This is a genomic window from Breoghania sp. JC706, from assembly GCF_037026715.1.
Taxonomy (GTDB): domain Bacteria; phylum Pseudomonadota; class Alphaproteobacteria; order Rhizobiales; family Stappiaceae; genus Breoghania.
In genome coordinates this window covers 80,342-105,217 of record NZ_JBANCG010000013.1, presented here as the reverse complement: position 1 = coordinate 105,217, position 24,876 = coordinate 80,342, and the positions used below count along the sequence as shown (strand labels likewise).

The 24,876-nt window shown below is 61.2% G+C and carries 19 protein-coding genes; 11 read left to right on the top strand and 8 right to left on the bottom strand.

Annotated features, from left to right (window positions below; translation table 11 throughout):
• Positions 1–135: 135 nt before the first annotated feature.
• Positions 136–1,332, bottom strand: coding sequence for a ribonuclease D (gene rnd, locus V2L18_RS21710; protein ID WP_336180443.1), 1,197 nt, complete (start codon positions 1,330–1,332; stop codon positions 136–138).
• A gap of 135 nt (positions 1,333–1,467) precedes the next feature.
• Between rnd and V2L18_RS21705 the strand changes: the two genes are divergently transcribed.
• The 5 genes from V2L18_RS21705 to V2L18_RS21685 all read left to right on the top strand — a co-directional run bounded on the left by V2L18_RS21705 (position 1,468) and on the right by V2L18_RS21685 (position 7,268).
• Positions 1,468–2,094: an AAA family ATPase gene (locus V2L18_RS21705; RefSeq protein WP_336180442.1), complete on the top strand. Its 627-nt coding sequence runs from the start codon at positions 1,468–1,470 to the stop codon at positions 2,092–2,094.
• 248 nt (positions 2,095–2,342) lie between these two features.
• Positions 2,343–4,124 (top strand): aspartate--tRNA ligase, encoded by a 1,782-nt coding sequence (gene aspS, locus V2L18_RS21700; protein ID WP_336180441.1) that lies wholly within the window; start codon positions 2,343–2,345, stop codon positions 4,122–4,124.
• Positions 4,125–4,187: 63 nt separating this feature from the next.
• Positions 4,188–5,279, top strand: coding sequence for a glycosyltransferase family 4 protein (locus V2L18_RS21695; RefSeq protein ID WP_336180440.1), 1,092 nt, complete (start codon positions 4,188–4,190; stop codon positions 5,277–5,279).
• Entirely contained in the window at positions 5,276–6,226 is a 951-nt protein-coding gene (locus V2L18_RS21690; protein WP_336180439.1) for a glycosyltransferase family A protein, read from the top strand. The genes V2L18_RS21695 and V2L18_RS21690 overlap by 4 nt, the downstream gene beginning before the upstream one ends.
• Before the next feature lie 25 nt (positions 6,227–6,251).
• Positions 6,252–7,268 carry a glycosyltransferase gene (locus tag V2L18_RS21685; RefSeq protein ID WP_336180438.1) on the top strand — a complete coding sequence of 339 codons (1,017 nt, stop codon included), beginning with the start codon at positions 6,252–6,254 and terminating at the stop codon, positions 7,266–7,268.
• 146 nt (positions 7,269–7,414) lie between these two features.
• Here the strand turns inward: V2L18_RS21685 and V2L18_RS21680 are convergent, their stop codons facing one another.
• From V2L18_RS21680 to V2L18_RS21650, 7 genes are all read right to left on the bottom strand, one after another.
• Positions 7,415–8,113, bottom strand: a complete 699-nt coding sequence (locus V2L18_RS21680) for an FkbM family methyltransferase (RefSeq protein ID WP_336180437.1) — start codon at positions 8,111–8,113, stop codon at positions 7,415–7,417.
• A gap of 291 nt (positions 8,114–8,404) precedes the next feature.
• Positions 8,405–9,325, bottom strand: a complete 921-nt coding sequence (locus tag V2L18_RS21675; RefSeq protein WP_336180436.1) for a class I SAM-dependent methyltransferase — start codon at positions 9,323–9,325, stop codon at positions 8,405–8,407.
• 70 nt (positions 9,326–9,395) lie between these two features.
• Positions 9,396–10,883 (bottom strand): exopolyphosphatase, encoded by a 1,488-nt coding sequence (gene ppx, locus V2L18_RS21670; RefSeq protein ID WP_336180435.1) that lies wholly within the window; start codon positions 10,881–10,883, stop codon positions 9,396–9,398.
• Positions 10,884–10,922: 39 nt separating this feature from the next.
• Entirely contained in the window at positions 10,923–13,166 is a 2,244-nt protein-coding gene (locus V2L18_RS21665) for an RNA degradosome polyphosphate kinase (protein WP_336180434.1), read from the bottom strand.
• A gap of 139 nt (positions 13,167–13,305) precedes the next feature.
• The gene (locus V2L18_RS21660; RefSeq protein ID WP_336180433.1) at positions 13,306–14,013 is read right to left on the bottom strand and encodes a class I SAM-dependent methyltransferase; all 708 of its coding nucleotides are present in this window, start codon (positions 14,011–14,013) and stop codon (positions 13,306–13,308) included.
• 156 nt (positions 14,014–14,169) lie between these two features.
• Complete coding sequence (locus tag V2L18_RS21655; protein WP_336180446.1) at positions 14,170–14,610, bottom strand: DNA polymerase III subunit chi; 441 nt, start codon at positions 14,608–14,610, stop codon at positions 14,170–14,172.
• Positions 14,611–15,160: 550 nt separating this feature from the next.
• Positions 15,161–16,660, bottom strand: coding sequence for a leucyl aminopeptidase (locus tag V2L18_RS21650; RefSeq protein ID WP_336180432.1), 1,500 nt, complete (start codon positions 16,658–16,660; stop codon positions 15,161–15,163).
• A 415-nt stretch (positions 16,661–17,075) separates the two neighbouring features.
• On the opposite strand from V2L18_RS21650, the gene lptF reads away from it, so the two are divergent.
• The 6 genes from lptF to rsmA all read left to right on the top strand — a co-directional run bounded on the left by lptF (position 17,076) and on the right by rsmA (position 24,865).
• Positions 17,076–18,263, top strand: a complete 1,188-nt coding sequence (gene lptF / locus V2L18_RS21645; protein WP_336180431.1) for an LPS export ABC transporter permease LptF — start codon at positions 17,076–17,078, stop codon at positions 18,261–18,263.
• 4 nt (positions 18,264–18,267) lie between these two features.
• Positions 18,268–19,362 (top strand): LPS export ABC transporter permease LptG, encoded by a 1,095-nt coding sequence (gene lptG / locus V2L18_RS21640; RefSeq protein ID WP_336180430.1) that lies wholly within the window; start codon positions 18,268–18,270, stop codon positions 19,360–19,362.
• Between the two features lie 215 nt (positions 19,363–19,577).
• A complete protein-coding gene (locus V2L18_RS21635; RefSeq protein ID WP_336180429.1) occupies positions 19,578–21,779 on the top strand; it encodes an LPS-assembly protein LptD in 2,202 nt (733 codons plus the stop codon).
• A gap of 208 nt (positions 21,780–21,987) precedes the next feature.
• Entirely contained in the window at positions 21,988–22,977 is a 990-nt protein-coding gene (locus tag V2L18_RS21630) for a SurA N-terminal domain-containing protein (protein WP_336180428.1), read from the top strand.
• Positions 22,978–22,985: 8 nt separating this feature from the next.
• Positions 22,986–23,990, top strand: coding sequence for a 4-hydroxythreonine-4-phosphate dehydrogenase PdxA (gene pdxA / locus V2L18_RS21625; RefSeq protein WP_336180427.1), 1,005 nt, complete (start codon positions 22,986–22,988; stop codon positions 23,988–23,990).
• Positions 23,990–24,865: a 16S rRNA (adenine(1518)-N(6)/adenine(1519)-N(6))-dimethyltransferase RsmA gene (gene rsmA / locus V2L18_RS21620; RefSeq protein ID WP_336180426.1), complete on the top strand. Its 876-nt coding sequence runs from the start codon at positions 23,990–23,992 to the stop codon at positions 24,863–24,865. The genes pdxA and rsmA overlap by 1 nt, the downstream gene beginning before the upstream one ends.
• Positions 24,866–24,876 lie beyond the last annotated feature (11 nt).

The window sequence follows — 24,876 nt, the reverse complement described above, 5'->3', positions numbered from 1 at the left end:
CAAGAAAGCCCGCTCCTCATTCGGAGCGGGCTTTTTCGTATTCGATCCGCAATGTGCGGGAGCACCGGCACCCCACGTCTTTGCCTAGTGCAAATCATTCCGTGGGCCGCGCGAAGCCCTCCGCATTCCTGGTCTCTATTCGCCAGCCGCCATCGCGACCGCCTTTTCGTCCATCGCGTATTCGGGCAGATCGATCAGAACCGTCCTGCCATCCGCGAATGCGAGCGCAAGCCTGCCGTGCTTCAGCTTCAGGGCGGCCTGGCCAAACAATTCGCCGCGCCAGCCCTTCATCGCCGCGACATCGGCGTTGTCGTCAGAGGCAATCTGCTCCAGCTCGTCCACCGTCGCGACAACCTTTGCCGCCACGCCGTTCGCCTCGCAGACGAGCTTCAGCAGAACCTTGAGGAGTTCGACGGCCGCGGCAGAGCCTTCCGCCTGCGGTCGCCCCCGCGGCACCGGCGGCAGTTCCTTCTTCGGGATGGCGAGCGCCCGCCCGACAGCCGCCAGAATATCGTCCGCTACCCTCGATCGCTCGAAGCCGCGTGGTATGGTCCGCAACACCCCGAGCGCGGTGGCGTCGCGTGGCTGCTGGGCGGCGATCTCGTAGATGGCCTCATCCTTCAAGACGCGACTGCGCGGAACATCGCGGCGCTGCGCCTCTTCCTCCCGCCAAGCGGCCACCTCCATCAAAACAGCGAGCTCCAACGGCTTGCGGACGCGCATCTTCAAGCGCTTCCACGCGTTTTCGGGCGCCATTCGATAGGTCTCGGGAGAAGTCAGCACTTCCATTTCCTCCGAAACCCAATGTGCCCTGTTCTGTTCCTCCAGATTGGCCTTCAGGAACAGGTAGACATCGCGAAGGTGCGTGACATCCGCCAGCGCATAGGAGAGCTGCTTTTCGGTGAGTGGCCGACGGGCCCAGTCGGTAAAGCGGTGAGTCTTGTCTATCCGATGACCGGTGATCTTGCCGACGAGTTGGTCATATGAGACCGAGTCGCCGAAACCGCACACCATCGCGGCCACCTGCGTATCGAAGACGGGATGCGGGACAAACCCGCCAAGATGGAAGACGATTTCAATATCCTGCCGGGCCGCGTGAAATACTTTCACGACCCGTTCGTTGCGCATCAGGTTAAAGAAGGGAGAGAGATCGATGCCGTCGGCCATGGGGTCGACGGTAACCGCATCTTCGGGCCCGGCGAGCTGAATCAGACACAGCTTTGGCCAGAAGGTGCTTTCGCGCATGAATTCGGTATCGACGGTAACGAATTCGAATTCCGCAAAGCGGGAACAGGCAGCTTCGAGATCGGATGTTTTTGTAATCGGCGTCATGGTCTTGCAGCTATAGCGCAGCTTTGAGGGCTTGTCGCCCCTTCGCCACCCAACAGAGTTTAGAAGACTGACTGGAAAAGTGCACATTGTGCACCTATATTCAACACAGATTCAATTGGTTGGGGGAACGACCGCATGCGCACGATTCTGGTTGCGAACCGCAAAGGCGGGTGTGGCAAAACCACGATAGCGACCACAATCGCCGCTGCGCTTGCCGCAAGAGGCCAGAGCGTTGCGCTCGCCGATGCCGATCGTCAGAAGTCCGCTTTGAAATGGATCGACCTGAGGCCGAAGGACGCAGCCCAGATTACCGGCCTGAACTGGACAAAGACCAAAGATCTCGGCGACGTGCGGTCGCAGATCGATACCGTCGTGATCGACGGCCCCGGCGCGCTGACGGGCGCTCATGCGGAGATGCTGATCGCGGAAGCAACCGAAATCGTTGTTCCGGTCCTCCCCTCGATCTTCGATACAGCCTCCACCGACCGCTTTCTCGCGAAAATCGAAAAGCTGAAAAAGATCCGCAAGGGCAAGGCGGAAATCCATATCGTCGCCAATCGCATCCGGCTGAAGAGCCTGGCACTGGCACGGCTTGAGTCGCATCTGGCGGATACGGGACGGCCCCTGATAGCCCGGATATCGGATCGCATCGCCTATTCCAATCTCGCCTGCGAAGGACTTGCGATCTTCGACAGCCCCTGTCGCGAGACAGCTCCGCTGCGCAACCAGTGGCAACCGCTGCTGCTGGCCTTGGAAGGGTGAAGACACCATTTCCCGACGCGATCGCTCTGGGCGGCGCGCCTGAAGAGATACGAAATCCGAAAAATCGAAGGGACCTGCCGAGGCGGCACCGTCATTTTGGCAGGAACATGCTCTTGCATTGACATCCCGCCTCGGGCATGTCTTCTGCCCCGGTTGAAATCGCACGACCGGTGACGGCCGCCGGATTCTGTCTGCAGAGCACATCCCGCGCGCGGCCCGACGTCGAAAGCCCAATTACCGAGGAATCCATGCATCTCTATCGGAGCCATACTTGCGGGGAACTGCGCGAGAGCCATGTCGAGGACACTGTGCGCCTGTCCGGCTGGGTCCATCGCGTGCGCGATCATGGGGGGCTTTTGTTCATTGATCTGCGCGATCACTATGGCCTGACGCAGTGCGTCGTCGATCCGGATTCCGAGGCATTCAAGACGGCCGAAACGGTTCGTTCCGAGTGGGTCATCCGCGTCGAAGGCAAGGTCAAGAAGCGGACCGACGAGACCATCAACGAGGGACTGCCGACAGGCCGGATCGAGGTCTACATCGACAAGCTCGATGTGCTCTCCGCGGCCAAGGAGCTGCCGCTTCCGGTGTTCGGCGAGCTAGAATACCCGGAGGAGACGCGGCTGAAGTACCGCTTCATCGACCTGCGCCGCGAGGGCCTGCACAACACCATCGTCAAGCGTTCGGCCATTATCGCGGCCATGCGTCGGCGCATGGGAGAGGCAGGTTTCACCGAGTACCAGACACCGATCCTGACCGCCTCCTCCCCTGAAGGCGCGCGCGACTTCCTGGTGCCTTCGCGCATTCATCCGGGCAAGTTCTACGCCCTTCCGCAGGCCCCCCAGCAGTTCAAGCAGCTGCTGATGGTCGCCGGCTTCGACCGCTACTTCCAGATCGCCCCTTGCTTCCGTGACGAGGACCCGCGTGCCGACCGTCTGCCGGGCGAGTTCTACCAGCTCGACCTGGAAATGAGCTTCGTCGAACAGGAAGACGTGCTCACCACCATGGAGCCCGTCATCCGAGGGATCTTCGAGGAATTCGCCGAAGGCAAGCCGGTGACGCAGGAATTCCCGCGCATTGCCTACGACGAGGCGATCCGCAAGTACGGTTCGGACAAGCCGGACCTGCGCAACCCGATCGAGATGCAGGCCGTCACCGAACATTTCGCCGATTCCGGCTTCAAGGTGTTCGCGCGCATGATCGAGTCGGATCCCAAGACGGAAGTCTGGGCGATCCCGGCCAAGACCGGCGGCAGCCGCGCCTTCTGCGACCGCATGAACTCCTGGGCGCAATCCGCCGGTCAGCCGGGCCTCGGCTACATTTTCTGGCGCAAGGAAGGCGACACGCTCGAAGGCGCCGGGCCGCTCGCCAAGAACATCGGTCCGGAGCGCACCGAAGCCGTCCGCATCCAGCTCGGGCTCGAAGAAGGTGACGCCGCCTTCTTCGTGGCGGGCGATCCGAAGAAGTTCGCCGATTTCGCGGGCGTCGCCCGCACGCGGGTTGGCACCGAGCTGAACCTCGTCGATGAGAACCGCTTTGCGCTGTGCTGGATCGTCGATTTCCCGATGTACGAATGGGACGACGAGGAGAAGAAGATCGACTTCTCGCACAACCCCTTCTCCATGCCCAAGGGCGGGCTGGACGGGTTGAACGATACCGATCCACTCGAGCTTAAGGCCTACCAGTACGACGTGGTCTGCAACGGCTACGAGATCGGCTCCGGCGCCATCCGTAACCATCTGCCGGAGGTGATGGTCAAGGCATTCGGCATCGCCGGCTACGAGGAGGCCGTTCTGCAGGAGCGTTTCGGCGGCATGTACCGCGCGTTCCAGTATGGCGCGCCCCCGCACGGCGGCATGGCGGCCGGCGTCGACCGCATCGTGATGCTTCTGGCCGGCAAGCAGAACCTGCGCGAGGTGTCGTTGTTCCCGATGAACCAGCAGGCCCAGGACCTGTTGATGGGCGCACCGTCCGAAGCGACGCCGAAGCAGCTTCGCGAACTGAGCCTTCGCCTGAACGTTCAGGAGTAGATGCCGGGCCGGCACCGCACCGCGTAGCGAACGCCGGCCCCTTCCCTGCGACCGGAGCCTGAAATGCGCATAGCCATCTGCCTTCCGCGCAAGATGCATTTCGGACCTGCGCGGGCGACGGCGATCGATCTTTGCGTCCGCGACACCGTCGTCCACTCCGCTTATCGCGATGACACCGTCGTCTTCGGCGAGCCGGTCGATGAGCCGTTTCCCGAGGTCGACTATCGCGCCATGCCACGTTCGTCGGGCGCATCGCAACGTGCCTATGCGACTGCGCTTGGCGAGGCCATGGCCGCCACTTCGCCGGATCTCATCGTCGTCCACCAGCACATGCCATCCGCCTCCGCGATCCGCGCCAAGGTTCGCGACATTCCTGTTCTGGTTTACCGACACAACGCCCTGAGCGTTCCCGGCTCTGCCCTGGCCCGCTGGCTGAAAGGCCGGCAGCTTGCCGCCTTCGACGGTTTCGTGCTGGTTTCGGACTTCATCCGCGATCAATTCGTCGGAGCCTATCCGAAGCTCGAGCGCAAGGCATGGCGCGTTCACAACGGTCTCGACTTCTCCCGATGGCAGCCTAGCGACACGCGCGAGAACACCATCCTATTCGTCGGCAGGGCCGTGAGCGAAAAGGGCGCACACGAAGCCGCGCTGGTCGTGTCCCGAATGCTCGCCGACAACCCCAGCTGGTCGGCCCGGTTCATCGTCTCGACGCTCGACGCGGACGAGGCCTACATCGAACGATTGCGGGAGATCCTGCGACCACTCGGACACCGCGCAAGTCTTGAAACCGACCGTCCGCACGCAGCGGTAAAGCTGGCTTTCGAGAGCGCAGCAATCGCGCTCGTGCCCTCCCTCTTCGCCGAACCCTTCGGGCGCACTGCCATTGAGGCTTTCGCCGGCGGAGCAGCGCTCATCACTTCCGGGCGCGGAGGATTGGCCGAGATCGCGAACGGGGCGGCGGAGATTGTCGATCCGCAGGATCAGACAGCTTTTTCCACGGTTCTCCGAACACTTGTTGAAGACCCGACCAGACGGGCATCCCTTGCCGAGCGCGGCAAAACTCGCGGCCACACGCACTTTGACGTGCGCGCCTTGGCGCGCGATCTCGATTCCGTGTGCGAGCGTTGCGTCACAACAAAACGGGAAAGCCGATGATTTCGTTCAGAACGATCGGCGTCATGATCTGCACCGCGCGCAGGCCAAACATGCTTCGCCGCTGCATAGACTCAATTCTTGCCCAGGAGATGCCTGAAGGCTGGCGTTTTGAGGTGTGTGTCGTGGAAAACGACGCCGAGCCGCAATCGCGCGCCGTCGTTGAGGTCTGCGCCGAACTCGGCATCGCCCCAGTGCACTACTATCAGGAACCCCGGCGCGGCATACCCATTGCGCGAAACCGCACGCTCGCTGCCGGAACCGAACGCGGCTACGACTGGCTAGCTCTTATCGACGACGATGAAGTCGCGCGCCCCGATTGGCTCGCAAGACATATCGAAGCGGCGGAACGTTACGAGGCGGAGGTCGTCAGCGGCCCGGTCCTTCGAAACTACGAACAACTTCCACCGACCTGGTGGAAAACGCTCAAGCCTGCAGCAACACACGAAGGGGCACTCCTTCAGGAGGCTCCAACCAACAACACCTTCCTTTCAACATCGCTCATCCATCCAGATGGATCGGCACTTCGGTTCGATGAACGGCTGACCTTCGGCTACGAGGATATCGACTTTTTCCGCCGTGCCCACGCGAAGGGCCACCGTATCGTTTGGATGCCGGATGCGATTGTGGAGGAGGAAATACCGGCGACACGGGTGGAGCCCGAACGGTTGCTGGCACGCGTGGAAATGCAGGCGACGAGCCTTACGTACACGACGATCCTGCGAAAAGGATTTTGGAGCGCGTTCGGCCGCTTCGCGCCGAAGGCGCTGCGTCGGATCATTTCCGGGGCGCTGATGATCGTTATCGGCCGTTTCATCGGTCTTGTCGACAACCGTCGGGGACGCAACGTCTATTATCGGGCTCGAACCAAATTCGCGCGGGGAATGGGCAATCTGCGCGGCCTGGCACGCTCCTTCGGTGATTATTACGGCCGCATCGACGGCAACTGACGACGCGCGGAACGAGGATACGATCTTGCGACTGATACACATCCATCTCGGCATCAAGGGCGGCGCGGAACGCTTCTTCGTGGCGCTCGTCAATGCCTTGGCCTCGCGCGGTGTCGAGCAGCAGGCCTTCGTCTTCCCCGACCGCATTTGGAAGAACGACATTGCCCCGGTTTGCACGGTGCACGAGCGCCAGTTCAGCCGCTCCCACATTTCCCGCCACTTCACAAATCGCTGGATTTCCGGCATTGCCCGGGATTTCAAGGCCGATGCGGTCATCTCCTGGATGCCGCAGGCCAGCCGCTGGATTCCAGCAAAGGGCAATCTTCTGCGCGCCGCCCGGCTTGGCGACTATCCTGAGAAGCTCGACTATTTCGAGAACTGCGACCTGCTGATCTGCAACACGCCCGATATTGCGCGCCACTGCGCCGAAATCGGCTGGAAGCGGGACCTCAAGGTCATTTCAAACTTCACCGAGACGAATCCCGTGCTGGCCATTGATCGCAAGGTGCTCGACACGCCGGACGATGCCTTTGTTGTGCTTGGCATGGGCCGTTTCGTCGAGCGCAAGGGTTTTGATACGCTGATCCGTGCCGTCTCCCGCCTCGACGGCGCTTACCTATGGCTTCTGGGCGAAGGCGAGGAAGAGGAAAACCTGCGCCGGCTTGCCGTTGAAACGGGCCTTGCCCCGCGCCTGCGGTTTGGGGGCTGGGTAGCGGATCCAGCCGCCCATCTGGCCGCCGCCGACGTCTTCTGCATTCCTTCCTCGCACGAGCCGCTTGGAAATGTGGTTCTGGAAGCATGGGCGGCACAGCGTCCGATCGTCTCGACGACAAGCGAGGGGCCGAGCTGGCTGATAGAGGACGGCATTCAGGGGCTTCTGGCACCGATCGGTGACCACGAACGGATAGCGCGGGCCCTTGCCCGCGTTCGCGGAGAACAGGGGCTCGCAGGATCTCTGATCGAGGCAGGCAGCGAAAAGCTAATGGCGGAATTTTCCAAGGACGTGATTGCCGAGCGCTATATCGAGACGCTGTTCCGATAACGCACCTGCACCGCATCGCAATTGGCGGTCTACACATCATTAGCACCCGCGCCGACTGAACCGGCCTGATCATCAAGAATGCGCGGAACTTATCGATCTGGAGCATTTTTTATAGAGCAGGAAGCACTACCTTGGCGGACGGAGCTTTAGCGCCGATCGAAGTAATAGCTGCGCCGGATCTGAGCGCGCGTCTTGAAACCCTGCGCGTGAAAGTGTCCGATCAGGACGTCAATCTTCTCCTGCCCGACGATGTGCGGATGCAATTCGATGATGATCTTGTCGATCCCGGTCAGATCGACCGCGGGGATAAGATCGACTTCCGCGCCCTCAACGTCGATAACCATGGCCGTCGGCCTGAAGTCCGCAATGACATCTCCGAACGCATCGCATTGCACCACGGCTTCTCCACCGAAGTCGCGATCATAAAGACTGGATGAAAAGATGTTGTCGTTGAAATAGAATCTAGTTTCGCCGGCTTCAACCGATACGGCCCGCGTTCGCAATTCGGGATAGAGACCATTTAGCGCATGGTTCTTCCGGATGACCACTTCCAGCGAAGGATTGGCTTCGTAGGAGAGCAGGTTCTCCGCCCCACACCGTTTGGCACAGGCCATGCTGATGAGACCTATCCCTGCGCCGATTTCGAGAACATGGTCCCCCGGCCCGATCGCTTCGGCGACAAGCGCCATCTCCTCGTCCTCGTAGCGCTCCTTGTAGAGCGCGTTCCGAATTTCCTTCGTAACGAACGCCGTATCGGAGACAACGCGAATACCGTTGATGGTGACCGTCTTTACCTTCAGCCCTTTCCGGAGCTTTTCTTTGATGGTTTGCAACATCGCCGCCATTTTTGCGTTTCTTTCTCTGCTGTGTCGCGGGACCAGGGCATGGACCGGAAAATGAGATAGGAACGGTTTGGCCAACCGTTTAGGATGTGTGGCGCCAATGTCAGGAAACTGACCAACCTTTCAAGGTCAGGCCAAAAAATCTGCAACACGCTTCGACACCTTCAACGGGCAAAGACCGGGAGAACCGAAACGTCTGGCCCAGAAGCGTCACGAGCGGCCATGCGCAGATAACAAGCTCGCTCCCCCTCTTTCCATCCGCCACTGCGCTTTTCCGCCGCCCTCCTTTCTCAGTTATGGGCCCGCATCTTCAGGACACGCGGCCTGCTTGAACGTCAAGGCAATAAACGATGCCTCGCGCATCGACTGCGTTACGATCTTTTCGCGATGTATAACCAGATTTTCAAGTGTGCTGAGGGATTTGTCGTAAAACACCCCCGATTTCTGACGAAATATGGAGGAAACCTGAGGTTTGTGCCGATTGCGCATTTCCCAGAAGAATTCGCGCGTGATCCAATTTCCGAAGTGAGAAATCCTCACGTCCGAGATACCGGGAAGGTCTATCAGGTTTCGTATCTCTCTTGGGCCATAACGCCGATAGCCGTGATAGCGATGCTCAAAGTAGCTCGGAATCCCGGGAATCAGATGAAGATGGCTCAGCGTTCTCTCGCGATCCGGCCGCAACAGCGCGATCGCGCTTTTGTCGTATTCGATGTGCTCGAGAGCCGATTGCGAAAATATGGCGTTTGCCTGACCGATCTGGAGCGGCGCGTATCCAAGCCGCGCCTTGGCGAAACGAACTGACGGCGTCTCATATTCCTTCCAGGCCAAACGCGGCTCGATATCATAGCCCTGATACGTGCCATAATCGGTTACCAGTTTCAGATTTTGCGAATAACCGCCTTCCCCGCACCCCAGATCGACGATATCGGGCGTTTCGCCAAAGACCGAAGCCGCGCGATTGAGGATAAAGTCAGCACAAAGGATTCTGGTCGGGTTACGGTTGCGGATTTCTGGTCCGAACACTCTGACGAGGCGGGCGACGTCGAGTTCCGGCACATAGCTTTCGCAATCGCTGGAAACAGCCGACAACTTGCTGCCAAACCGTTCGAGATGCAGACCCAATTTGTAAAGGGCCTTGCCCCCCCCTCCTAGCGGAATATCACCGCTAACCCAATGGAATGAGCTCTTCTTTCCGTATTGAAGATTCCTCATCTCGCCCTCCCCGGCAATCCTATCCATTCTGTCAATATGGATACCGATTACGCAAGAGAAGATGCGATCTTCAACTGGTGATCGTCACAGCGCTATCCAGAGAGATTATCTTCGCGAGCCGGGAAAGCCGCTTCCTGACCCGCTCACCATCAAGACCGGCAAGGTCGGGCGAGAGTGAGAGCACAAGTTCCTTGCCGCGGATCTCAAGGGACGACTTCAATATGATCCCGGGCATGGCTGCAGATACGAGATATCCGACCCGCAATACGCAACCCAATATCCGCGCCCGTTCCTTCAACCGAGACGAGGCAAGCTCGCGTATGCGCGGGCTCAGGGCCTCCTCCACAAGCCCCGCGTAGCGGTAGTAGACCGCAAGCGCCAGATAGGCGCGGCCCGGATGATCGATGCCGATGAAGGCCGCGTTGGATATGATCGCCAGGCTCTGGGTGCCGCGATAATCGGGATGCGCCCGCCAGCCGATATCGGTCAGAAGGCATGCCGCCACGCGCAGGCGCCGCTCCTCCTCTGTCTCCTCGATGCCCAGCGCCTCGAAGGCGCGGTCCGTCCAGGTGATCAGTTCCTCGCAATGCTGCGGCGAGCGGGAGCGCAGCAGTGCCAGTTCGCGGCAGGCGACTTTCAGCGGATCCTTTTCCTGCTCTTCCGGCGACAGCATCTCGTAGAGAAGCCCCTCGCGCACGCCGAGCGCCGACATGACGATCTGCGACGGACGGACCCGCCGTATCACCTGCTCCAACACGATCGCACCATACGGCAGAAGCGGCCGGCGCTGCTTGGACACGACCTCGATAGAATCGACGGAATCGATCTCGCTGTTTGCGATCACCCGACAGAACTCCAGCACCTCTTCGGCGGAAATCGCGTAGTGGTCGATCACATGCAGCGGATAACCGGTCTGCGCCATGTGAAGGCGTGCGAGTGAGCGCCACGTCCCGCCAACGGCGTAGAAGTTGCGCCCCTGGCCCTGGGACATCCAGCCGGCGCTGGCAAGCGAGTCGGCGGCCAGTGTCGCGGCCACTTTCGACGCTCCGCCGGAGGACTCCTCCAGCCGAATGCCGCCCAGGGGAAAGGTCCCCCCCTCCCCGAGCGATCCATCCTTCACGTCGATGAGTTCGAGGCTGCCACCGCCAAGATCCCCCACCAGGCCATCCGGTTTCCAGAAACCCGCGATCACGCCATGAGCGGAGCGACGCGCTTCGTCGCGCCCCGACAGCATCTCGATGGTGGTGCCGAGGATTTCTTCCGCTCGAGCGAGGAATTCCGGTCCATTCTCGGCGTCGCGCACGGCCGCAGTCGCCAGCACCCACACGCTTTCGACCTCGATCTGGTCGCACAGCCGCCGGAAACGTTTCAGCGCTGCGAGTGCGGTGGCAACCGATTCGGCAGAAAGTCGATGGGTCATCCCCACGCCGCGACCGAGCCCGGCAAGCACTTTTTCGTTGAAAAGTGCGGTTGGAGCCCGGGACAATTGCTCGTAGACGACGAGCCGCACGGAGTTCGAACCAATATCGACGACGGCGACAGGGCGCGCGCCCTTCAATCGGCCGGGAGCATATTCTCGAAGGTTTGAAGACAGGGGTCAGGTCCGCTTCGTGTGTGTGACGAACAGCCTCGGGAAGTTTTTCTGGAGCGCCTTGCCGCGTCCGGAAAGCGACGGGTTCGTCATGAAATACTGGTGCGCGTTGAACGGCTCCTCGCCGGTCGCCGGCACTATGCGCTCGTGACTGCCGTCGGGCAATACGCGCCAGCTTTGTTGGTTGTCTTTCATGTTGGCAACCATGATCTGATCGAGAACCTGCTCGTGCACCGTCGGGTTCTCGATGGGGACGATGGCCTCCACTCTACGATCGAGATTGCGCGGCATAAGATCGGCAGAGCCGATATAGACGATGGCCTCCGGCGAGGGCAGCCCCTTGCCATTGCCGAAACAGTAGATTCGGCTGTGCTCCAGAAAACGGCCGACGATCGACTTGACCCGGATATTCTCTGAAAAACCGGGGATGCCGGGACGAAGACAGCAAATGCCACGAACGACAAGATCGATCTGAACGCCTTCCTGGCTCGCCTTGTACAAGAGGTCGATGATGCCGGGATCGACCAGCGAATTTGTCTTCAGCCAGACCTGGGCGGGTCGCCCAGCCCTCGAATGCTCGATTTCCGCTTCGATCAGTTCCTGGATCCGCTTGCGCATGGTGACCGGCGAGATCGCCAGCTTCTCAAGCTCGGCCGGCTGTGCGTATCCGGTGATGAAGTTGAAAACCTTCGCCACATCCTGCGCGATCACGGGATCGGCGGTGAAGAACGAGAGGTCAGTGTAGATACGTGCGGTGATCGGGTGATAGTTGCCCGTACCGATATGGCAGTAGGACGTCAGCCGCCCCTGCTCGCGACGCACCACCATCGAGAGTTTGGCGTGGGTCTTGAACTCGATGAAGCCGTAAACGACCTGCACCCCGGCCCGCTCCAGATCGCGCGCCCAGCGGATGTTGGCCTCTTCGTCGAAGCGCGCCTTCAGCTCCACCAGCGCCGTTACCGATTTGCCCGCCTCTGCCGCTTCGGAGAGCGCCTTGACGATTGGGCTGTCGTTCGAGGTGCGATAGAGCGTCTGCTTGATCGCCATCACGTCGGGATCCTGCGCGGCCTGGCGCAGGAACTGCACCACGACGTCGAAGGACTCGTAGGGATGATGGACGAGAAAATCCTTCTCGCGGATCGCAGCCAGGCAGTCTCCGCCATGTTCGCGGACGCGCTCGGGAAACCGTGCCGTGTACGGGCTGAATTTCAGATCGGAACGGTCGATGCTCACGAGTTCCGACAGATTCGTCAGCGCCATAAGACCGTCGACCAGAAACGTATCGCTCTCCTCCACCTGCATGGCCTCTGCCACGAAGGCACGCAGTGCGGCGGGCGTCGCCGATTCGATTTCCAACCGGATCGCGGAACCACGCCGTCGCCGCTTCAGGGCGCTTTCGAACAGCCGTACGAGATCTTCGGCCTCTTCCTCAAGCTCGATGTCGCTGTCGCGGATCACCCGGAACACGCCTTTGCCGCGAACCTCGTAGCCGGGGAAAAGCTGCTTGATGAACAGCGTCAGAAGCGTTTCCACGGCAATGAACCTGGTCGGGTGTGACTCGCCGTCGTTCTCGCGGACGGGCAAGGCGACAAATCGCTGAACCTGACCGGGGATGCGCAACAGCGCCGTCATTCCCGCCCCGCCGCCGATCTTCATGAGATCAAGCACCAGCGAGAAACCGAGATTCGGGATGAAGGGGAACGGATGCGCCGGGTCGATCGCCAGCGGCGTCAAAACGGGAAAGATGTGCGTCAGGAAAAACGTCTCAAGCCAGGTCCGCTCGCTGTCGTCGAGATCGCCCGAATCGACCAGAACGATGTCGTTTTCGGCAAGTTCGCGGCGCAGAACGGCCCAATTCCGCTGTTGCTCGGACTGCAGCTCCTTCACCCGGTCGCTGATACGCGTCAATTGCTCCCAAGGGGATAGTCCGTCATCGGAAACCGTCCGCACATTGGCGCGCTCCTGCCCCTTGAGACCCGCGAACCGCACCATGAAGAATTCATCGAGATTGTTCGCCGAAATCGACAGGAACCGAAGCCGCTCGAGAAGCGGATGCTGCGGATTCATCGATTCTTCGAGCACACGATGATTGAACTGCAACCAGGAGAGTTCGCGATTGATGAAGCGGGACGAGCTGGTCATCAGCCGTGCGGCCTCCTCCGACAGGTCCGCCCGGCGGGCAGCGGCCTCCGTATCGGGTCCAGCCTTGGTCTCGTGGTCGGGTGATACCACTTTCGCCATCTCGTCCATGATGCGTCTCCGGATTCGAAATATCCCCTCTTATATCGGTAATGTGACAGTCCGACTGTGACAGGAGAAGTGGGTTTCACGCAGACGTGCGGCGGAGCGATCGTCGCTGAAGAGGCAAAACCCGCCGCCGGCGGTCCGCCTACTTCTTTCGGAACTGTACACGCACATGCGGAATGATGCGCCCACCCGGCCGCGCCACATCATATTCGCAAACGTCTTCCTCCAGGAAACCGAGATCGCCGAAACCGGCGAGTTCAGCCGGCAACAACGGCCACGGCGGCCCGTCGCCCCAGGCACCATCTGGTTGAACTCGGGTAATCACGAGCAGCATTCCGCCCGGTTTGACAAGACGGGCCACAGACGCGAAGGCCGCTTCCCGCATGGCAACGTTCAGCGCCTGCAAAGTATAGCACTCGTGGACGAGATCAAAGGCGCCGGCCCACTCCGTCGGCAGGTCGAGCAAATCGGCAACCCGGTAGTCCACGTGCGAACCTGCAAACCGCTTTCGTGCCCAGACGATCGCATCCTTCGCAAAATCAAAGGCCGTCGTCTGCCACCCCGCAGCTGCAAGCGCCTCGGCATTATCACCGAGCCCGCAGGCGACATCGATCGCCCTTCGCCCATGACCGGGATGCTCGTTCAGCCAGTCGAGCAAAGCGGTCTTCGGCGCCAGGTCGGCCCAGGGCACGGCAGCCGGATCCTCGCCGGCGGAACGATAGACCTCCTCGAACCAGGCATGCCGCGCTTCCCGATTGCCGCCCCTGGAGCCGGATTGTCCATTGAGCCGCTCACTGGCGGCTGACCGGCGCTTCATGAACGCTTCGTCCTCGTGAATGTCGCTGACCATGGTTGCGTCTGATCTCCTCCCGTATGGGTTTCAGCCTGATTTGGGAAAGCGGACGCCATTTCGCAAAGCCGGAATTGGACAGCGCTCTCGCTTTAGGATCTTCCCCTGTCTCGCGCACCGCGGGCCGAACCGCCCTCCTCCCGCCGGACGACTGCCTCAGGCTTTTTTGGAGAAGCCGCCGCGGTCGTTTTCCTGCCAATAGGTCACGGTGTGCCCGGCAGCTTTCGATTCCTTCCAGCGCAGCCTGGCATCGGCCAGTGACTGTTCGTCATTGCCATCAAAAATGTAGACGCCGCGCTCATAAGGAGAGAGATCGGGCGGCAAGGCCCGGTCGACAAGAAAGCGTACATTGGCCTGATTGGGGTTTTCCGGCCCGTCGGTCAGATAGACCGGCTGATCCGCCTCCTGCCCATCGGCCGCCGTTCCATGGGGCAGAAACGAATCCTCGCGGTATGTCCACAGGTAACCATCGAGCGCGTCCCGACGCTCCGGACCGCCGCATTGAATGACGACCTTCCATCCCCGTTCCAGCGACTTCTCGGCCAGATCCGTGACGACGCTTTCCAGCGTCCGTCGCTGCAGATGGTAGAACAGCACTTCGCTCAAGGTCGCCCCCCAATTTTCCTCAGAAACTGGAACCACTTCGCCCGAAACCGATTATAGCGACGGTGCTGGGCCTCCGCGGGTCATCCTGTCCCCGTTCCGTGATCGCACGAGTGCGGCGCACGGGCAACAGGCGTCGACGATCTTCCCGATCAGACCGCGCAAAACCGCTTTGGCGATTGCGCGTCTTCATCTTTAACGCAATAGACACCGGCCGGCTTCAGCATCTGCCCAATGGTGCCAGGGGTGATTCTCATCACAGGGGCGCACCAAGAGGCTGGCTATGATGCCGTCAGTAATCGCTTTCAGGGTTCGATCATGTTCGTTCGTTTTTGCCTGTTCGTCGCTCTCGTTGCCGGACTTGCCGGAGCTGTCGCCGGTGTCGGTGCCGTGGTGACCGATGAGGCGAGCGCCTGCCAGGCTTACAAGGCCTGCTGATCGCCGGCTCAGCCGGCACAAGACGTCTTCACCGAAAAGCCCGCCTCGCGTCTGCGAAGCGGGCTTTTCTCGTTCCCAGGGTTCTTCTAGGGCAAAAAACCGGCTGTCATGCCTCGTAGTGGTCGCGCACCAGCCGGTCGAGCAAACGCACGCCGAAGCCCGATGCCCAGGTCTTGCTGATTTCCGTTTCCGGCGAGCCCATGGCTGTCCCGGCCACATCAAGGTGCGCCCAGGGCACATCGTTGACGAAATGCTGAAGGAACTGCGCGGCCGTGATCGATCCGGCCGGGCGACCGCCGGCATTCTTGATATCGGCGAACTTCGCCTCGATCAGCTTCTCGTATTCCGGTCCGATCGGCATCCGCCAGACCTTCTCGCCAGTCGCAAGACCTGCCGCGCTCAGACGTCCGGCCAGTTCGTCATTGTTGGAGAAAAGGCCTGCGTGATGATTTCCAAGCGCGATGATGATCGCGCCGGTCAACGTCGCCAGATTGATCATGAAAGCGGGCTTGAACCGGTCCTGTGTGTACCAAAGCGCATCGGCCAGCACGAGACGACCTTCGGCATCGGTATTGATGACCTCGATGGTGGTACCAGACATCGCGGTGACGATATCGCCGGGCCGCTGGGCGTCCGCATCCGGCATATTCTCCACAAGGCCAATCACGCCAACGGCATTGACCTTCGCCTTGCGCGCGGCCAGCGCGTGCATGAGGCCGGTCACGGCCGCTGCGCCGCCCATATCGCCCTTCATGTCTTCCATGCCGGCTCCGGGCTTGATCGAAATGCCGCCGGAATCGAACACCACGCCCTTGCCGATGAAGGCGATCGGCTGCTGCTTGGACTTGCCTCCCTTCCATTGCATGATGGCAAGCTTGGGCGGACGGGCGGAGCCTCGTGCGACGCCAAGCAGCGCGTTCATGCCGAGTTTCGCCATTTCCTTCTCGCCAAGGATTTCGACTTCGACGCCGAGCTTTTCGAGCGCCTTGGCCTTCCTGGCGAATTCTTCCGTGCCGAGCACGTTGGCAGGCTCGTTGACGAGATCGCGCGCGAGAATCGCCCCGTCGGCAACGCCCTCGACCGTCTCCCACGCCTTCTCTGCCTCGTCGGAGCCGGTCACGCAGATCGTCACCTTCGCCGATTTGGACTTGTCCTCGTCCTTCTTCTTCGTCTTGTACTTGTCGAAGGTATAGCTGCGCAGCTTGGCGCCCGCGGCAACATCCGCCGCCTGTTCCGCCGCTATTGCCTTTCCGTCCGGAAGCTCCAGATGGATCGAAGCATGCGTTGCCTTGGCCGAAATGACCGCACCCATCGCCGCGCCGCCAAGACGGAGCCAGTCGAACTCGGAAAGGTCACCGGCCTTGCCGAGCCCGATTACCGCGATCCGGTCGAGCTTTGCGCCGGCAGGAGCCACGATATCGAGGCTCGCCATCGAAGCGCCCTTATAGCCGGCAACCTTCATCGCCCGCGTGATCGCGCCGTCGGTTGCGGCATCGATCTCGCTTGCTGCCGCACCAAGCGACAGCGTTTCGTCGGTGAACACGACGGCGGTGCCCTTCTTCGGGGCCGCCGGCTTCGAAAAACCAATACTCGGAAGCTCTGCCATATCGGAGATCCAGACCTTGCTCGTTCAAGAATGTGTCGACACACATAGGCCACTGCTTCGCCTTTAGCAAAGGTGCGCGCGGACTTGAGAGCGTTTGACGCCCTGCGTCCATCGCGCAACAGTGCGCCGGTCGAAAATCGTTAACCTTGTTTCTTGAGAGCGTCTTCACCCAAAATCATGCTAGTTATGGCGGGTATTGGGGGACCGCAGCAAAGCAGGTTTTCCGGGCAATGCTCGCGACGGCGCGACGGGGAAAAGCGATCCTGCGCAGCACCATTCTGCAGCCACGCGTTGACGGCGCATGGCACTTGGCTAAAACACGGTACCGCAACGGGGAATGCGGCACCGTTCGGCGCGCACGAGCCGCGCATGGCGCACTCCCCTGGCCGCGGCAGGGACGGCCTTCGGACATATGATGAAGACGATCGAGCGCTATATCCTGAGACGCATCTCGGGCGCCTTTCTGCTTGCATTCGGCGCAATGATCGGCGTCGTGTGGGCAACGCAGGCGTTGCGCCAGCTCGACCTGGTCACGGCCAAGGGCCAGACCATCGTCCAGTTTCTGAAGATGACGATGCTCGCGCTTCCCTTTCTCGGCGTGATTGTAGCTCCCTTCGCCCTCGCAATCGCACTCATCATCGTTCTGAATGCCCTGAACAGCGACAACGAGCTTGTCGTGATCAACGCGACCGGCGCCGCCAAGACGAAGGTTCTCAAGCCGGTCATGGCCTTCGCCGGGCTGCTCAGCATCCTCACGCTCATAGCATCTCTCTGGGTGTCGCCCGCAGGCCTCGCCCAGCTTCGCGAAGAACTCACCCAGGTCCGCGTCGATCTGGTTGCCAACATTGTCCGCCCCGGACGCTTTATCGAGGTCGACGACGGCCTGACGTTCCACATCCGCAACCGCTCCGGCGACGGCACGCTGGAAAGTCTGATGATGGATGACCGGCGCGATCCCGAAACGACATTCACGTATCTCGCTCAGAAGGGACAGGTCGCGGAGATTGCGGGGCGCATGTTGCTCGTCATGCACGACGGCACCATTCAGCGACGCACCAATGCGACCGGCGCGATTTCGATCGTGAAGTTCGAATCATACGCTTTCGATCTGACGAGCCTGATGCCGCAGGCGTCCGCACCAACCTTCAAGCCGTCGGAGCGCACCATCGGGGAACTGCTCAATCCGCCGGCAGACGACGAGTATTACAAGCGCTACACGGACCGGTTTAAAGCCGAAATCCATGACCGCTTCGCCGTAGCGCTCTATCCGCTCGCCTTTGGCATGATCGTGTTCGTCTTTCTCGGCGAGGCGAGAACGACCCGGCAAAGCCGGCACACCGGTGTTCTTGGAGCCTTGTTCGGATGTGTGCTTGTGCGCGTCGCAGGCTTCGGTGCGAGCAACATGGCGGTCACCGATCCCAATCTGGTATTCGCGATCTATCTCGTTCCACTCGCCGTCATCCTCATCAGCGCCCGCCTTGCGCTTGCCGATACCCGCCCCGTCTGGATGCGCGTTGTCGGCCGTGGGGTCCATGGCATCGTCGCCGCCGTAGAGACCGCCGCCGAGCGGCTGACCGCGCGTCTTGCGAACGGGCGGACCTGACAAGATGACGGTGGGCTTCACTCTCTGGCGCTATTTTGCCATCCGCTTCGTGCTTGCGATCCTCGGGCTGTTTCTGTTCGCGGCGGTTCTGATCTTCATATTCGACTTTCTGGAACTCGTCCGACGCGGCGGTGACCGGGAGGGGTTCACCATCTTGCGGGTGGCATTGATATCGCTGCTCCGCATCCCGGTCCTTCTGGAACAGGTCTTGCCCTTTGCGACGCTGTTCGGCGCAATCCTGGCTTTCGTGACCTTGAGCCGAAGCCTGGAACTCGTCATCGCGCGCGCATCCGGCATGTCGGTCTGGCAGTTCACCGCCCCCGCCCTGATCGTCGCCGTTCTGCTCGGCGCCTTGGCGATCGTCGCGTACAATCCTCTCGCGGTAGCTCTCAAGGACAAGTCGGACGAGCTCAGCGTCTCGCTCTTCGGCAATCAGGAGAAGGTGCTGCTTCAGGCCTCGAACAACGCGTGGCTGCGTCAGGATGGTTTGGACGGAGAGACGATCCTGCATGCGACCCAATCCACCGATCAGGGATTGCACCTTTACGGGGTCACGGTCTTCGCCTTCGACAAAAAAGGCGTTTTCCGCGAACGGGTCGAAGCCGAACAGGCGACGCTTGGCGACGGCGCATGGCATCTGAAGAATGCCGTCGTCTACACGGCGGACGATGATCCGAAGACCTATGCATCCTATCTGATTTCCACCTATCTCGGCCCTCTGGAGGTGCGCCAGAGCATCGCATCTCCCGAATCGGTTTCGTTCTGGGATCTGCCGAGGCTGATCGAACTCGCCCGCCGCGCGGGATTGCCCGCCTACCGCTACACGCTGCAATACGAAACGCTTTTCGCGCGCCCGCTACTGTTGGCCGCAATGGTGCTGATTGCGGCCGCAGTTTCCCTTAGGGTATCCCGTTTTGGCGGTTTAGGACGGATGATTCTGGGTGGAATAACAGCGGGGTTCGTGCTTTATGTGCTCACCGAGCTTGCAAAGGATCTTGGTGGTGCCGGAATCGTGTCTCCGGTCGTCGCCGCGTGGTCTCCGGGGATAGTAGCGACATTGATGGGTTTCACGATCCTATTGCATCAGGAGGACGGCTAGTGTCGGGTTTGTCCGTTCTCCCACCCAACAGGGTCGGCGACCGACGCCGCGACCGTGCCTGCCGGGACCGGTTCAAGACGGCGTTGCGTGGGTCGATATCAGTCGTCGCCGTGCTGGCTGTTCTGGCCTCGGCGCCCGGCGTCGCCTTCGCGCAGTCGTCGGACGACAACGCCATCGAAAAAATGCTTACCCGAAATGCGGATCCGCGGTCTCAGATGCTTCTGGAGGCTACGGAACTGCGGTACGATTTCGACAACGATATCGTGTCAGCGGTGGGCGACGTCCAGATCTACTATGAAGGCAACACGCTGGAAGCGGACCGGGTCACTTTGGATCGCAAGAAGGCGCGCCTTTACGCCGTTGGCAATGTCCGTATGACAGAGCCGGGAGGCAACGTCATCACCACGGATTCGCTTGAACTGAGCGACGATTTCCGAGACGGCTTCGCCCGCCAGTTGAGCGTCGAGACGGTTCAGCGCACGCGTTTCACCGCCGAGAGCGCCGAGCGCAAGGACGGCGAGACGACGACGTTCAACAACGGCATCTATACGGTTTACACCAAGCCGACCAATCCCCCGGACAAGCCGCCGCTTTGGCGCATCAAGGCGACGAAGATCATCCACAACCAGAAGGAACGAACGGTCTACTATCAGGGTGGTCGTCTGGAATTCTGGGGTGTGCCGATCGCTTATCTGCCGTTCATGTCTCATCCCGACCCGACGGTGAAGCGCAAGTCCGGCTTTCTGATGCCGACGACCGTCTATGACGACAAGGTCGGCGTTGGCGTGTCCGTGCCCTATTTCTGGGTGCTCGGCCCCGACAAGGACCTCACCTTCACCGCAACGCCGCTCTCCAAGCAGGGTCCGCTCTTGGAAGCGATGTGGCGTCAGCGGCTCGACAACGGCGACTACTCGATCTCGCTTGCCGGCATTCATCAGGCAAAGCCGGAGAATTTCTCCGGCTCGTCGGGCGATCGGGAATGGCGCGGTCTCGTCAACACCAAGGGCGAGTTCACGATCAACGAGCGTTGGAAGTGGGGCTGGGATCTCTCCCGGATGTCCGACCGTGCGTTCGTCAAGGACTACAATATCGACAGCGACAGTGACTCTCTGACCTCCAGCGTCTACCTGACGGGGAGAAGCGAGCGCAATTATTTCGATATTCACGCCTACGCATTCCAGATCACGCAGGAAGACGATCCGGACGACACTGATCCCAATGCCAGCTCAGAGTTCTCCAAGGTCGGTGCAAACCTGCAGGACAAGCAGCCGATCGTTCATCCGGTCATTGACTATGGCTACGTCTGGGACAATCCCGTCGTCGGCGGTGAGCTCTCTTTCGCAGGCAACCTGACGAGCCTGACCCGGAACGAGACCGACGCCTTCGCCTATGCCGGCGTCAACCGCTTCCGCGGCGTCGAGGGCACGTTCACGCGAACCTCCGTGCAGGCGCAATGGCGGCGTACCCTGATCGATCCGTTGGGGCAGATGTTCACGCCTTTCGCCTACGCGAAGGCCGACCTCTACTTCCTACAGTCGGCGGACAAGAACGTCTCGACCCTGACCGATGAGGCTTTCGTCGCGCGTGCGATGCCGGCGATAGGGCTTGAATACCGCTACCCGTTCCTGATCACCGCTGGCCGAACCAGTCACGTCATCGAGCCGATCGCTCAGATCATCGTGCGCCCCTCCGAACAACGGATCGGCGAGTTGCCGAATGACGATGCCCAAAGCCTCGTCTTCGACGACACCAACCTCTTCCAGTGGGACAAGTTCTCCGGCTACGACCGTACCGAAGGCGGGACCCAGGCGAATGTCGGGCTTCAATACAAGGGCCAGTTCCAAGGGCTCGGCTCGGTCAACGCCATGATCGGGCGCTCGTTCCACATTGCCGGAAGGAACTCCTACGCCACGGCCGACGTTCTCGCCACCGGCGCCAATTCGGGGCTGGAATCGGATGATTCCGATTATGTCTCGCGCATCTATTTCAATACCAATCTCGGCCTGAGGTTTGGTGCACGGGCGCGTTTTGACAACGATGATCTCGCTGTCCGTCGGGCGGAAATCCAGGCAAGCGGTACGCGTGGGCCGCTCAGCGCCTCGCTGGGATATGCTTTCCTTGGCAAGAAGCCAGCGCAGGGTATCGACGATGATCGAGAGGAAATCCTCGGTGCCGGCTCCCTCCGTCTCCTGACGAACTGGCGCGTGTTCGGTTCCGTGCGCTATGATCTGCGCAATTCGACGACGGTGCGCGATGCAGTCGGGTTTGGCTATGACGACGAGGGCTTCTCAGCTTCGCTCGCCTATGCCGAGGACCGCAGCCGCAACGACGGCACTCCGGTGGACAAGACGATCTATCTGCGCGTCGGCCTGCGCACATTGGGCGACACGCAGCTATCTACCGATGCAGACAGGTAGCCGTTGCCGGATCCCGCAGCGTGTTTTCGAAAGATAACCGCCCGGCTCTTGGCTTCCGGTAGCTCTTGTGCGTGAATGCCAAGCTTTCGCCACACCATGCAGGCAACGAACCTGTTAGGGACTGCCGAGACCGGGCACCCGAGGATAAATTCGAGCCGTGTACCGGGCATGCGACAGACAAACATGCCGGCGCGACAAGGGAGACGTGATGATGACGCCGACGACAGCAGACCTTGCGGGGCGCCAGCGGAAAGTGCCGACTGTTTCGCAGTGGCTTGCCGTGCTCTTCGCGGTCGTGCTCGCCGGTATCCTTCAGAGCGCGGCGCCAAGTCCGGTCCACGCGGCTACCAGCATCAAAGTCATCGTCAACGACCAACCGATCACGAGCTATGACATCGCACAGCGGACCCGCCTTATCGAGCTCACGGCGCGCAAGTCCTCTAGCGTCGCCAGGAAAATGGCTCAGGAAGAGCTGATCGAAGAGCGGCTCAAGACGCAGGAAGCCAAGCGCCGCGGCGTTTCGATAGCCGACGCGGAAGTCGAGCAGGCATTCGCGCGTATCGCCTCCAGAACCAAGATGTCGCCGTCCCAGCTCGGTACCGCACTCTCCCGCTCCGGCGTGAACCCGTCCACCCTGAAAGACCGCATCCGGGCCGAGATCCTGTGGCACAATGTGGTGCTCCGCCGCTTCCGGGCGCAGGTGAACGTCACCGATCAGGATGTGGTGGCCGCGATGCTGAAGCAGGACAAGGACAAGGTGGACGACAGCAAGACCACAGAATACACGCTGTCTCAGGTCATCTTCGTCATTCCGAAGGACGCATCCGCCGGCTTCAAGGCGCAGCGCAAGAAGGAGGCGAACAATCTCCGCACCCGCTTCACCGACTGCGAAAGCGGCCTGAAACTGGCCGAGGGGCTGAAGGAAGTCGTCGTGAAGCCTGTTGGCGTGCGTCTCGCTCCCGAACTCCCCGATGAAGTGATCCAGCTCCTCAAGGACGTTCCCTCGGGCCATCTGAGCACGCCTGTCGAGACCGGCAGTGGCATCTCCTCCTACGCGGTGTGCAAGAAGCGCGAGATCAACAGCGACGCCGGTCTGCGCACGCAGATCAAGGATGAGCTGCGCAACAAGGAAGGCCAGATGATGGCCCGCCGCTATCTGCGCGACCTGCGCCGGGACGCGGTCATCGAATATCGCTGAGGCGGGAAATGCCACTTGCCATCACGATGGGCGATCCGGCCGGCATCGGTCCGGAACTGCTGCTGGCCGCATGGCGCGATCGCGCGCCGCTCGCCCTGCCTCCATTCTACGTCCTCGCAGATCCCGACGTCCTGAGTGCCCGAAGCTCTGATCTTGGGCTTTCTCTTCCGATTTCCGTCTGCGCGCCAGAAGAGGCTGAACAGCGGTTTGCCGACGCCCTACCCGTGTTCGCCCTCCAGAACCGGGCCGATACGCGTTGCGGCGCCGCGGCCCCCGCTTCACCGGATGCGGTCATTGAGGCCATTGCCGTGGCCGTGGCCCACGTCAAGGAGGGATTGGCGACGGGAATCGTGACTGCACCAATCGCGAAGAAGTCGCTCTACGCAGCTGGATTTCAGTTCCCGGGACACACCGAGTTTCTGGGCTCTCTGGCTTCTCGGCACTGGCCAAGCGAACCGGCCGTTCCCGTGATGATGCTGGCGGGCCCCGATCTCAGGACGGTCCCCGTCACGGTCCATATTCCGGTCAATGCGATTGCCCGGGCGTGGACGTCCGAACGTATCATCGAAGTCGCCAGAGTAACGGAGAGGGACCTCAGAACCCGGTTCGGCATCGCTAAGCCGCGACTGGTCCTTGCCGGGCTCAATCCGCATGCGGGCGAAGGCGGCACGATCGGCACCGAGGACGAGACGGTCTCGCGCCCCGCGGTTGAACGCCTGCGCGCGGAAGGGATCGACATCGTCGGCCCCCTTCCCGGTGACACTCTTTTTCACGCCCGGGCGCGCGCGAAGTACGATGCAGCACTCTGCGCCTATCACGATCAGGCGCTCATCCCGGTCAAGACGCTGGCATTCGACGAGACCGTGAACGTGACGCTCGGACTTCCGTTTGTCCGAACCTCGCCTGATCACGGAACCGCCTTCGACATCGCGGGAAAAGGCGTCGCGAAACCCGACAGTCTGGTGGCCGCTATCCGCCTGGCGGATCGTCTTGCCCGCGGTGGCGCGCACTGATGGCACAGATCGACGACCTTCCCCCTTTGCGCGAGGTCATCCGGCGCCACGGGCTCGACGCCCGCAAGTCGCTCGGACAGAACTTTCTGCTCGACCTGAACCTGACGGCCCGTATCGCACGCGCCTCCGGTCGGCTTGAGGGGGCAACCGTGATCGAGGTCGGCCCGGGTCCGGGCGGGTTGACGCGCGGGCTTCTTGCCGAAGGAGCGAAGAAGGTCATCGCTATCGAGAAGGACCGCCGGTGTATGCCGGCGCTGGAGGAAATAGCCGCGGCCTACCCCGGCCGGCTGGAAATAATCGAAGATGATGCCCTGTCGGTGGACATGGCAGCACTGGCGGATGGCCCCACGCGGATCGTCGCGAACCTCCCCTACAATGTGGCCACGCCGCTCCTTACCGGCTGGCTGGAAGGCCCGTGGCCGCCGTTCTGGGATTCTCTCACCCTGATGTTCCAGAAAGAGGTGGCGGAGCGGATCGTCGCGCGGACGGGGGACAAGGCTTACGGACGGCTGGCCATCCTGGCGGGCTGGCGAACCCATTCCGAGATCGTTCTGAACCTTCCACCGCAGGCCTTCACGCCCCCGCCCAAGGTGTCCTCGGCCGTGGTGCAGCTCGTACCGCGTGCAGAGCCGCTCGCCTGCGACATCAAGACACTCGCTCGGGTCACGGCCGCGGCTTTCGGACAGCGACGCAAGATGCTTCGCGCCGCGCTAAAATCGCTGGGAGGAGATACGGCCGCGCTGATCGAAAATGCCGGCCTGATGCCGACCGCGCGCGCCGAAGAAATTCCAATCGAAGGTTTTGTCGCTCTCGCCAACGCCCTTGACGGCGAAGGCGGACAGACGCCGGCGAGCTCCCTCAGCACTTCCGGCTGACCACAGCCGGA